Annotated in this window: 12 protein-coding genes; 5 read left to right on the top strand and 7 right to left on the bottom strand. The window is 60.7% G+C overall.

The features are described 5' to 3' along the window. Window positions 1-102: 102 nt before the first annotated feature. From AC0V2S_RS03815 to AC0V2S_RS03795, 5 genes are all read right to left on the bottom strand, one after another. Window positions 103-807: a YiaD family glycine zipper/OmpA-like lipoprotein gene (locus AC0V2S_RS03815; RefSeq protein ID WP_475508564.1), complete on the bottom strand. Its 705-nt coding sequence runs from the start codon at window positions 805-807 to the stop codon at window positions 103-105. A gap of 89 nt (window positions 808-896) precedes the next feature. Next, on the bottom strand, window positions 897-2,441 hold the full coding sequence (locus AC0V2S_RS03810; RefSeq protein ID WP_475508699.1) for a DHA2 family efflux MFS transporter permease subunit: 1,545 nt from the start codon (window positions 2,439-2,441) through the stop codon (window positions 897-899). 32 nt (window positions 2,442-2,473) lie between these two features. Further along, window positions 2,474-3,601: an HlyD family secretion protein gene (locus tag AC0V2S_RS03805; RefSeq protein WP_475508563.1), complete on the bottom strand. Its 1,128-nt coding sequence runs from the start codon at window positions 3,599-3,601 to the stop codon at window positions 2,474-2,476. Next, complete coding sequence (locus tag AC0V2S_RS03800) at window positions 3,598-4,128, bottom strand: winged helix-turn-helix transcriptional regulator (protein WP_475508562.1); 531 nt, start codon at window positions 4,126-4,128, stop codon at window positions 3,598-3,600. The genes AC0V2S_RS03805 and AC0V2S_RS03800 overlap by 4 nt, the downstream gene beginning before the upstream one ends. 142 nt (window positions 4,129-4,270) lie before the next feature. Beyond that, window positions 4,271-4,906, bottom strand: coding sequence for an MBL fold metallo-hydrolase (locus AC0V2S_RS03795; protein WP_475508561.1), 636 nt, complete (start codon window positions 4,904-4,906; stop codon window positions 4,271-4,273). A 159-nt stretch (window positions 4,907-5,065) separates the two neighbouring features. Between AC0V2S_RS03795 and AC0V2S_RS03790 the strand changes: the two genes are divergently transcribed. Both AC0V2S_RS03790 and AC0V2S_RS03785 read left to right on the top strand, forming a co-directional pair. Then, window positions 5,066-5,362, top strand: coding sequence for a type II toxin-antitoxin system MqsR family toxin (locus AC0V2S_RS03790; RefSeq protein ID WP_475508560.1), 297 nt, complete (start codon window positions 5,066-5,068; stop codon window positions 5,360-5,362). Window positions 5,363-5,364: 2 nt separating this feature from the next. Beyond that, the gene (locus tag AC0V2S_RS03785) at window positions 5,365-5,778 is read left to right on the top strand and encodes a type II toxin-antitoxin system MqsA family antitoxin (RefSeq protein ID WP_475508559.1); all 414 of its coding nucleotides are present in this window, start codon (window positions 5,365-5,367) and stop codon (window positions 5,776-5,778) included. Window positions 5,779-5,839: 61 nt separating this feature from the next. Here AC0V2S_RS03785 and AC0V2S_RS03780 read toward each other — a convergent pair whose 3' ends face one another. After that, entirely contained in the window at window positions 5,840-6,859 is a 1,020-nt protein-coding gene (locus AC0V2S_RS03780) for an AraC family transcriptional regulator (protein ID WP_475508558.1), read from the bottom strand. 237 nt (window positions 6,860-7,096) lie between these two features. Between AC0V2S_RS03780 and AC0V2S_RS03775 the strand changes: the two genes are divergently transcribed. The 3 genes from AC0V2S_RS03775 (at window position 7,097) to AC0V2S_RS03765 (ending at window position 9,709) form a co-directional block, all read left to right on the top strand. Beyond that, entirely contained in the window at window positions 7,097-7,948 is an 852-nt protein-coding gene (locus tag AC0V2S_RS03775; RefSeq protein WP_475508557.1) for a metal-dependent hydrolase, read from the top strand. Window positions 7,949-8,102: 154 nt separating this feature from the next. Next, window positions 8,103-8,825 carry a hypothetical protein gene (locus AC0V2S_RS03770; RefSeq protein WP_475508556.1) on the top strand — a complete coding sequence of 241 codons (723 nt, stop codon included), beginning with the start codon at window positions 8,103-8,105 and terminating at the stop codon, window positions 8,823-8,825. After that, entirely contained in the window at window positions 8,822-9,709 is an 888-nt protein-coding gene (locus AC0V2S_RS03765; RefSeq protein ID WP_475508555.1) for a hypothetical protein, read from the top strand. Before AC0V2S_RS03770 ends, AC0V2S_RS03765 begins: the two co-directional genes overlap by 4 nt. 154 nt (window positions 9,710-9,863) lie before the next feature. On the opposite strand, the gene AC0V2S_RS03760 is transcribed toward AC0V2S_RS03765, so the two are convergent. Next, complete coding sequence (locus AC0V2S_RS03760) at window positions 9,864-10,805, bottom strand: alpha/beta fold hydrolase (protein WP_475508554.1); 942 nt, start codon at window positions 10,803-10,805, stop codon at window positions 9,864-9,866. Between the last annotated feature and the right edge of the window lie 25 nt (window positions 10,806-10,830).

Raw genomic sequence — 10,830 nt, 5'->3', positions numbered from 1 at the left:
CCGAATGCCTGTAGGAGAGGCTTCAGCCTCGATGCTTTTGCTTTTTGCGGACCAAACAAAAAGGCCTCCGCAGTGGGAGGCCTCATTTCGAATCGCACTAAGTTACTGCTGGTATTGCTGCTGCGGCGCCTGCTGCTGTTGCGCTTCAGGCAGCGGTTTGAGGTTGACCTCTACACGGCGGTTCTGCGCGCGGCCATCTGCCGTGGCGTTGGTGGCAATCGGTTGGTCCGGGCCGTTGCCGCGGGTGGACAACCGGGTGCCATCCACACCTTGGGAACTCAGGTAGTTGGCCACGCTCTGGGCGCGACGCTGGGACAGGTCCATGTTGTGCTGGCGGCTGCCGGTGCTGTCGGTGTAGCCGACAATTTCAATGGTGTTCTGGTTGTACTGCTTGAACGAGCTGGCCAGGTTATTGAGCGGCGTATAGAAGTTGCTGACGATATCGGACGAGTCGGTGGCAAAGGTGATATTGCCGGGCATGACCAGCTTGATCTGGTCGCCATCGCGCTGCACCTGCACGCCGGTGCCTTGCATGCTGCGGCGCAGCTCGGCTTCCTGTTTGTCGGCGTAGTAGCCATAACCGGCACCCGCCGCACCGGCGACAGCGGCGCCGATCAGCGCGCCCTTGCCGCGGTTGTCATGGCTGATCAGGGCGCCAGCGGCGGCGCCGGCCAGTGCGCCGATACCGCCGTACTTGGCGGTTTTGTTCGAGCTTGGCGGTTGGTTGTCATAAGGGTTTTGCGAGGCACAGCCAGCCAACAGCGCAACGGCGGTAGCGGCAATCATCAGGCGACTGAAGGTAAACATGAACGAGGTACTCCCAAAGCGTGGTCCGCCCCGCTGGGCGGACCGCTATTGGAGCTTAAAGTTAGCTGAAAATTCCCTGCTGCCCGGCCTTAGTGCGCATCCGGCGATGGCGCCCCCGGCATGACCATTTTGCGCATCAGCGGCACCATGGCGGTGGCAATCACAAAGCAGACCATGATGCTCAGAAACGCATCCGCGTAGGTTTGCGTCTGCGCCTCGCGCAGGGTCAAACGGGCCAATTGCTGCAGGCTGCCAGTCACCGCTTCATCGGCGCCCATGCCCAGTTGCTGGAGATTACCGCCGACCTGTGCCAACCACTGATTAAGCGCTTCATTGCTGGCATTGAGGTGCTCGGCCAGGCGCTGAAAATGCAGGTTGGTGCGGTCGTTGAGAATCGTGGCGCAGGCGGCAATGCCCATGGCACCGCCCAGGTTACGCATCAGGTTGAACAGTCCGGACGCATGTTTAAGCCGTGCCGGCGCCAGGCTGCCGAGGGCCAGGGTGACGGTCGGCGGCACCGTCAGTTGCTGGGCCATGCCGCGCAGGGCCTGGGGCAACATCAGTTCGGCGGCGCCCCAGTCATGGGTGATGGCGCTGAAATCCCACATCGAGAAGGCGAATAGCGACAGGCCGATCATCATGATCCAGCGCATATCCAGGCGCGCCGCCAGAATGGCGTAGAGCGGAATCGCCAAAATCTGAAACACCCCGGTGGAGAACACCGCCAGGCCAATCTGCAAGGCGCTGTAGCCGCGCACATGGCCGAGGAACAGCGGCGTCAGGTAAATAGTGGCGAACAGGCCGATACCGGTAACGAATGAAAAGAAGCAACCGAGGGCAAAGTTGCGTTCTTTCAACGCGCGCAGGTCCACCACCGGATTGGCAAACGTCAGGCTGCGCCAGAGAAAGGCCACGCCGCTCAGGCCGCAGATCCAGGCGGTGGTGAGAATGGTCGTGTCGCTAAACCAGTTCCAGCGCGGCCCTTCTTCGAGCGTGTATTGCAGGCAACCGAGAAACAGGGTCATCAGGGCGATGCCCAGGTAGTCGGCGCCGCGCAGCAAGGAGAAATCGTGTTCGTCGATGCGCACCAGCATCGGCACCACCACGGCGACAAAAATGCCCGGCACCAGGTTGATAAAGAACAGCCAATGCCAGGAGTAGTTGTCGGTAATCCAGCCGCCGATGGTAGGGCCCAACGTCGGTGCCAACGAGGCCAGCGCGCCAATGGTGGACGCCGCCAGCACCCGCTGCTTGCCGTCGAAAAACAGAAACACGCTGGTAAACACCAACGGAATCATCGAGCCGCCAAGGAAACCTTGCAGGGCGCGAAAGACGATCATGCTCTGGATATTCCAGGCCGCGCCGCACAGCAGGCTGGCCAGGGTAAAGCCCACCGCCGAGGCGCAGAACAACCAGCGCGTGGACATCACCCGCGATAGCCAGCCGGACAACGGAATCACGATGATTTCGGCGATCAGGTAACTGGTTTGCACCCAGGCCGTTTCATCCGCGCCGGCCGACAATCCGCCACCAATATCACGCAGCGAGGCCGATACGATCTGGATATCCAGCAGCGCGATAAACATGCCGACGCACATGCTGGCGAACGCCAAGGTCTTCTGCACGGTGGTCATCGAGGCCGGATTGAACGGCACGGCGGCGGTGCTCACAGCGCATTCGCCTGGGCAACGGGGTCGAGGGTTTTACTGTGGGTATCGACCTCGACGATGACCGACAAACCGGGGCGCAAGTGGCCGAGCACGCCGTCGACGTCATCCAGATGAATACGCACCGGCACTCGCTGCACGATCTTGGTGAAGTTGCCGGTGGCGTTTTCCGCCGGCAGTACGCTGAACTGCGCGCCGGTGGCAGGGGCCAGGCTGCCCAGGTGCCCGTGAAATTCGCGGCCGGGCAGCACGTCGGCACGGATGCTCACGGCCTGGCCGGGGAGCATTTCGGCGAGCTGGTCTTCCTTGAAATTGGCGTCGACCCACAAGCCGCGGGCCGGCACTACCACCAGCAATTGCGCGCCTGCTGAGGCGTAGGCGCCAACCCGCGCTTTACGGTTGCCGATCACGCCGTCCACCGGTGCGCGCAGTTCGGTGTAGCTGAGGTTGAGTTGGGCGGTTTGATGGTCCGCCTCGGCTTGAGTGAGCGCGGCGCGGGCCTGTTGTTTCTGGGTAGCGATCACGTCGAGCTGACGCTGGGTGGCCAATAGCGTGGCCTGAGCGCGGGCATGTTCGGCCAGCGCCGTTCTGAACGTGGCTTCGGCGCGCTGCGCGCTTTCCACCGACACTGCCGAGGTTTTCACCAAACGCTGGTACCGCACGTAATCGGCCTGGGCGCGGGTCATCTCTGCCTGGGTGGCGTCGATGCTGGCGCGGGCCTGGGCAATGAGCGCCTGTTGCAGTTGCGCGGTGGCATCCAGATTGGCCAGCAAGGCGTTTTCGGCAGCGACCGCGCCTTCGGTTTTCAGCAGGGCCACGCGGTAGTCGCGGTCATCGATACGGGCCAGCAAATCGCCGGCGTGGACCAACTGGTTGTCAGTCACCAGCAGCTCGGCGATATAGCCGCCGACCTTGGGCCCGATCACCGTCACATCACCGCCCACATAGGCATCGTCGGTTTCCTCGATAAAACGCCCCGCCGTCCACCAATGGTTGCCATAAAAACCCAAGCCCACGAGTGCGCCGATTGCGATGGCGGGAAGCAGCAAACGCTTGGCCAGGCTGCGTTTGGGTTTGACCGGTTGCAGCGTGGCGCTGGGCAGTTCGGCGGTGGTCACGCTGTTCATGGCTGGATGTCCTGTGGGGGAAGTTGGCGAAGGTTTTGGGCGCGGCGCAAACGGCCGGCTTCCAGTCGTTGACGCATACGGTCGTTGGCGGCGGGGCCGGCGGTGATGGCGTGTTGGCTGCTGATGGGCTGGCCGCTGTTGGCATCAATCAACTGCAACTGCACGGCGGCGCCGCTGGTTTTTTCGGCGAGAAAAACGCTGGTGCCTTCGGGGGCGAAATGGCGGTTGCCCCAGTTCATCAAGGTGAGCATCACCGGGCGGAAATCCCAACCGCGCGGCGTAAGCACATACTCGAAACGCGGCGGTTTTTCGTTGTACTGGCGGCGTTCGAAGAGGCCGTCTTCCACCATCTGGCCGAGGCGCCGGGTGAGCATATTGGGCGCGATTCCCAAGCTTTTCTGAAACTCGTCGAAACGGGTAAGCCCGTAAAAAGCATCACGCAGCAGCAAGATGCTCCATTGATCACCAACGCGCTCAAGGCTACGGGCTACAGGGCATTGTCGACTGTGCAAACTGGTGCGTTTCATCGTTTCACCTGCGGGCGTTTCGACTTACATTACAGTCAACATATAACTTGTCACTAGCATCATGCAAGTAACGTTTTTGGGTTTAGGGACCAACGGCAAAACCCGCACTCGAAGGCGCGGGCTTTTTCAGAGCAGCAGAGGGCTAAGCGCGGATATAGGGGTTTTCGCGCATTTCATCACCCAGGCGGGTGTCAGGGCCGTGGCCCGTCACTACCGTGGCGTCCTCATCGAGGCTGTACAACCGCTGCTTGATCGAACGCTCAATGGTCGGGTAATCGCCGCCCCACAAGTCCGTGCGACCAATGCCACGGCGAAACAACGTATCGCCGGCAATCAGCAGCTTGGCTTCCGGGAACCAGAAACTCATCGAGCCCGGCGTATGCCCCGGCGTGTGCAACGCCACCCCGCAGCCGCAGGCCAATTCCTCGTCATCGCGCAGCCACTGATCCGGCGCCGGCACCGGCGTATAGGGCACGCCAAACATGCGGCACTGCATTTCGAGGTTATCCCAGAGAAAGGCATCTTCCTCATGCAGATGCAGCGTGGCGCCAGTCTTTTCCTTCATTTGCCCGGAAGCGAGGAAATGATCCAAATGCGCATGGGTGTGGATGATGCTGACCACCTTCAGCCCATGGGCCTCAAGGCGCGCCATGATCAGATCCGGATTGCCGCCCGGGTCCACGACGATGGCCTTCTTGGTCACCGGGTCGCCAATGATCGTGCAGTTGCACTGCAACGGGCCGACGGGGAAGGTTTCGCGGATAAGGGGGGCGTTCATGAAATCTCCTTCAAGTAATCCGGAGCATTCTCCGTTCCTGCCATGGGGGCTTCAAGGGTTAACTATTCGGCCGCTCAATCGAGCACGCAATGCCGCTTAGAAGTAGGTAAACACTCAATTAACCTACTTGCCAAATTTAACCAAGAAGGTTACTTTCTCATGGAAAAGAGAACGCCCCATTCCTCGCTCACCCAAGTCAAAGCATTACTCAGGCGAGGCGAAGTTCGAATTACTAACAGTGCGAAGGTTGGAGCCAGCGAGTTGGGCCTCGACACATTCGACATCGTGGCAGTAGTGCTGGCCCTTACGCCGGCGGACTTCCACAAAAGCATGACCACCTATGCCGACCACACGGTGTGGCAAGACGTTTACCGACCCAGCACCTGCATGGGTGCGGTGTATCTGAAGCTGACAGTTGTGGATGACTTACTCATCGTGTCCTTCAAGGAGCAATGACCATGAAATGTCCTGTATGCGGTGCCGCTGAACTGGTTCACGACACCCGCGACCAGACCTACACCTACAAAGGCGAAACAACCACCATCCCGGCCGTCACCGGCGACTACTGCCCGGCCTGCGAGGAATCGCTCACTACGCTTGCAGAGTCGCACCGGGTCATGACTGCCATGCGGGCGTTTTCCCAGCAAGTAAATGCATCGTTGGTGGACCCCAGCTTTATCGCGAGCGTCCGTAAGAAGCTCGCCCTCGACCAACGCGAAGCAGCTGAAATATTCGGCGGGGGCGTCAATGCGTTTTCCCGTTACGAAACCGGCAAAACCAAACCACCGATAGCATTGATCAAGCTGCTGCAATTGCTGGATCGCCACCCCGAACTACTCAGCGAAATCAGTGCCACGCCGACAGCGCAGTAATGGTTTTTTCAAGCCCGTGTTCGACGTCCACGTTCCATAGACCATGGACGTTGAACCACTTCTACCCCTCCTCCCGATAATCACTCGGCAACTTCCCCGTCCACTTCTTGAACGCCCGACGAAAATTCGACGCATCGCTAAACCCCAGCAAATACGCAATCTCATACAACGGTAGCTGCGTGGTGCTCAGGTATTGCAGCGCCAGGCGTTTGCGCACGTCATCCAGCACCTGTTGATAACTCGTGCCCATCGCCGATAAATGCCGGCGCAAACTTCGGCCGCTGGTGTGTAACGCCTTGGCTGCGCTGCCCAGGTCGGGGAAATCGCCGGGGCGGGCCAGTAGCAGGCGGCGTACGCGGGTGAGCAACGCGTCTTGCACGTCGAGGCTGGCCAGCAGCGCTTCACATTGTTGCTCGCACATCTGCACAGTCGCCGGATTGGCCAGGGCCATCGGGCGTTGCAGGTAGTGTTGGGGAATACTGATGCGGTGGTAGGGCTGGTCGAATAGTACGCGCGGGCCGAACACTTCTTTGTAGCGCTCAGCGTACAGCGGCGCCGGGTACGCAAACGCCACTTCGATGCCGTGCATTTTTTCCCCGAGCAGAAACTGCGCAATGCTGTGCAGGCTGCACATCAACCCTTCTGCGGCAAAGCGGCCGAGGGCGCCCAGGGGCATGGCTTCACTGGCGCGCAACTCCGAGCGGTCACCGTCTTCACGGCGCTCCAGTTCATACGCCAGGCCCAGCACGCGGTAGTACTTGAGGGCGAATTGGATGGCCTTGTCGAGGGTGGCACTGGAGAGCACGGCGTAGCCGAGAATGCCGTGGGTGGATACGTTCAGGCGCTGGCCCAGCAGCAGGCCCAGGGCCGGTTCATTGCACAGGGTGAGCGCGGCGCTGGCCAGCAGGTTGAAGTCGATAAACGACAGCCGCCCATTGGGGCTTTCCAGCACCTGAGGTTTTACCCGCGCGGCCTGCAGCAGCTCGTCGCGCGGAACGCCCAGCTCGGCAGCGAGGTCGATCAGGGCGCTGGCGTAGGCGATGGGCACCAGCTCGGCAGCGAAATTCATGGACTGCTTCATCGTGACTAGACTTCATCGTTGTTGTTGTTTTGGGTGCCGCATGGCCACAAATGACGTGCGACCCATGGATAGTCAGGCGTGCCTAGCCGCCGTACCACTCCTAAAGGTTTGGAATTACGCGTTGGATAGCTGCGATGGCCGGATATGACTGCCACATTGGCAGCTATCAACCTTTGCCGCCTTGCCTGTCCCACCCATAGTGACAACCATGGTTAAGCAACGACTCAGGGAGTCAGCATGGTCAGCACCACACCCGAAGGACTGCAGATTCGCCCCCGCCATCTGGATTTCGATCTGCCCAATCCACTGCCGCGGCATTGGCACAGCGGCGATGCCTTCAAGACTCACTTGTTCGACGCCATGTCGGTGCTCTTCCCCGATGGCGAGCGCTTTTTTATCGACTCGGTGCGTCACTTCCGCGACCAGATCACCGACCCGGCGCTAAAGGAACAGATCCGTGGCTTTATCGGCCAGGAAGGCCACCACAGCCGCGAGCACCTGGAATACAGCAACCGCTTGCGCGAGCTGGGCTACAACATCACCCGCATCGAAAAACGCGCCCAGGCACGCATCCGCTATACGCAGAAAAAATTCTCGCCGCAGCGCCAGTTGGCGGCCACGGCGGCACTGGAACATATCACCGCGATCATGGCCGACGGCCTGCTGCGTGAGCCTCGTCACCTTGAGGGCGCGCACCCGGAATTGATCCGCCTATGGCGCTGGCATGCCCTGGAAGAAACCGAACACAAAGCGGTGGCGTTCGACGTGTACAACCAGGTGTGCGGCAGCCGCAAACTGCTGCGCCGGGCCATGATGATGGGCACGTTCTTCTTCGTGTTCGACACCTTCCGCGGCATGACCCATATGCTCAAACAGGACGGCCTGCTGTGGAACTGGCGCGTGTGGCGTGATGGCATCACCTGGATGTGGGGCAAGAACGGCGTGTTCAGGCCGCTGATCAAAACCTACCTGGATTTTTTCAAGGATGGTTTCCACCCGTGGCAGCACAACAACATCGATCTGCTGTACAGCACGCGCGATGAGTTTGACGCCTCAGCACGCGCACAACCCCTGGCGCAGACCGCCTGACGCCGTCCGACGAGACGTCGTTCTCAACCGCAAAAATCGCTGGCTAAAACCCCAGCGGCTCGTTGTATGATCCGCGGCGGCGGCCACTACTGTGCCAGTAGCCGCCAACGTCAGCGCCAACGCGCTTATCAAGGATCGATACAAGGACCGTCCAATGGACCGGATTCGCCGCGCCCTCTTCGCTGTACCCGTCTTTTTCCTGCTCGCCCTTACCGGCTGCGCCACGCCTCAAGGCCCGGTGCCGCTGGACCAATCCTTCTGGGCTGAGCAGCAGGAACATATCGGCGTCGCCATCACCGATGTACCTCCACCGCAAACCCTGCTCGCCGGAAACCAGGGCCTGCTCGAGTACGCCATCAATATGGCCGCGACTTCGGGCATGCGCAGCAAGGTGGAAAAGTGGGACACCAGCAGCCTGAAGGCCTTTCCCAAAGACGTGGTTAACGTGCTGAACGAACGCGGCTATCAGGCCCAGGTGCTGGAGCAACCGCTCAATCTGCAGACGATGAAAAAGGTTAAAAGCGCCAAGCTCGGCTACTCCGAAATCGACTACACCGCGCTCAAAGCCGAACAGAAAATCGACAAGCTGGTGGTCTTTGTTGTCACCAGCACCGGCGTCTTGCGCACCTACTACAGCGTTATTCCCACCAGCGCGCCGGTAACTCAGGTGGTGGTGTCGGCCTACGTGATCGACCTCGACGATAACCGTCTGCTGTATTACCAGCCCTTCGTTACCAACCGCGCTGCCGAAGGTGAGTGGGACGAAGGCCCGGAATACCCCAACCTGACCAACGCCTATTACCAGGCGCTGGACCAGACCCAGCAAAACCTCATCTCGCCGTTCCGCGCCCAGCAAATTTCTGCCGTTCAGCCATGACACGCGGCGCACTGTTGCTCGCGCTGACGGTGCTCAGCGCCTGCACCCCCACCAAGACGCTGAAGCCAGCGATGGCGGTAGATTTGCAGGCCAACGTCAACCAGCCCTTCTATGTGCAGGTAGCGCCTGGCAGTGAACGCCTGATCAGCGGCGAACAACTGCTGGACGGCAGCGCGATGGTGCAAAACGGTCTGGGGACGTCTGCCAACCTGAACATGGCCACGCAGAACGCCGCCAACAGCACACCCGGTGGCAATGCCGCTGGCGTTGCTGCGGGCATGGTGCTGGGCAGCCTCATCGTGGCGCAGATTAACCAGAACGCTACCCAGACCCGCGCCAAAGCCGAGGCAGAAAAACGCGTGGCGCCGCTGCGTGAGGCCATCGCCGGGCAGAATCTCGATGGCTGGTACAGCAAGGCGTTTGAAGAAGCCTTCGCCAAAGCCGGTCGCCCGAGTACCTCGGCTGCCGCACTGATGCTCAACATCGCCCCCCAGGCCATGCTGAGCCAGGATATGCACAGCGTGAAGGTGATCAGTGAAGTGCAGCTGATGCTCGGCCGCAGCCAGCTTTACCAAGGCCGTATCGAGGTGCACAGCGCGCCGCTGAACTGTGATGAATGCCTGAGCGACTGGGCTGCTGAACAAGGCAAACCCTATCAAGCCGCCGTGCTGGCCGGGGTGCAGGAAACCGTACGGGTGCTGTTGCTGGACTGGCAAACCCAACACTTCGCCAGCAACCCCAACCCTGAACGCACCTTGCGTTATCAACTGGGCGACAACCGTTATGTTGAGCGCGGCAAGTTGGTCGACAGCGGGCCGGATCGCAGTCTGTATTTGAGTTTGCGTGGGTGGGTGAAGTCGGTGCCGGTGGCGATTGAGCCTTAGGGTTTAGATTGGCGGCGCCTGCTGCCCTCTCCCCCAGCCCCTCTCCCGCCAGCGGGCGAGGGGAGCTAATTCGCGAACCGGCGTCTTACACCATTCAAGCCCCCTCTCCCGTTTACGGGAGAGGGCTGGGGAGAGGGCAACCTGGAAAAGGCATTCAACCTTGTAGAAAGCGCAACGCATCCGCCGCACTCTGCTCCGGAATTTCCTCCATCGGAATATGCCCAACCCCGGGGTACGTCTTCACCTGAATCCCCGGTACATCACGCTGCCACAGCGGTACATGCTTGGGCGAAATCCAGCGGTCGCGGTCGCCCCACATCAGCAGCGTGGGCGTGGTGAGCTGCGCCACGCGCGTCGGTGTGCCGTGCAGTTCTTCGCGATTCACTTTCAGCAGCACACGGAAGATATCCATCATCGCCCGACGGTTGCCGGGGCGGCGGCTCAAGTCGTAATAGCGGTCCACCACGCCGGGCTTGATCCTCCCCGGCTCGCCATACACTTCCTTGATGCCCTGCGCGATCAGTGCACGCGGCATCCACATCGGCATGGCCCAGGTCGCGCCCGGCAACGCGGCAGCGGCGATCATCAGCGGCACTTTCTGCATGTGGTAACCGGCTGGGTCGATCAGTATCAATTTCTCCACCCGCTGCGGCTGCGCCAGGGCGAAGTTCCAGGCGATGTAACCGCCCAGGGAATTACCCGCGACCACCGCCTTGTTCACGCCCAAATGGTCGAGCAACAGGCTGAAGATTTTCACCATGCGCTCGGCGCTGTACTCGCCGTCACGCGCGGGGCCGGTCAGGCCAAAGCCCGGTACGTCGAAGCGAATGATGCGGTACTGATCGGCAAACGCGCTGATCCAGCCGTCCCAGGTATGCAACGAAGCCACCACGCCGTGAATCAGAACCAGCGCTGGTTTGTCCCGCGTGCCTTCGTCGCGGTAATGCACGTTGAAGCCGTCCAGCTCGATAAACCGCGAGCCGGCATCGGCATTGGCGTAACGGGTTTTAAGCCGTTCGAGGGGCAAAGCGCCGAAACCCAAACGGGCAAGGCCGACCGCCAGAGGGGGCGTCAGCGTCAGGCTGAAAGCAGTCATGCGGGAACCTCGACAATCTTGTTAT

The sequence above is a fragment of the Pseudomonas sp. CC11G genome (assembly GCF_056174845.1).
This window is presented reverse-complemented; position numbering and strand designations above follow the sequence as displayed.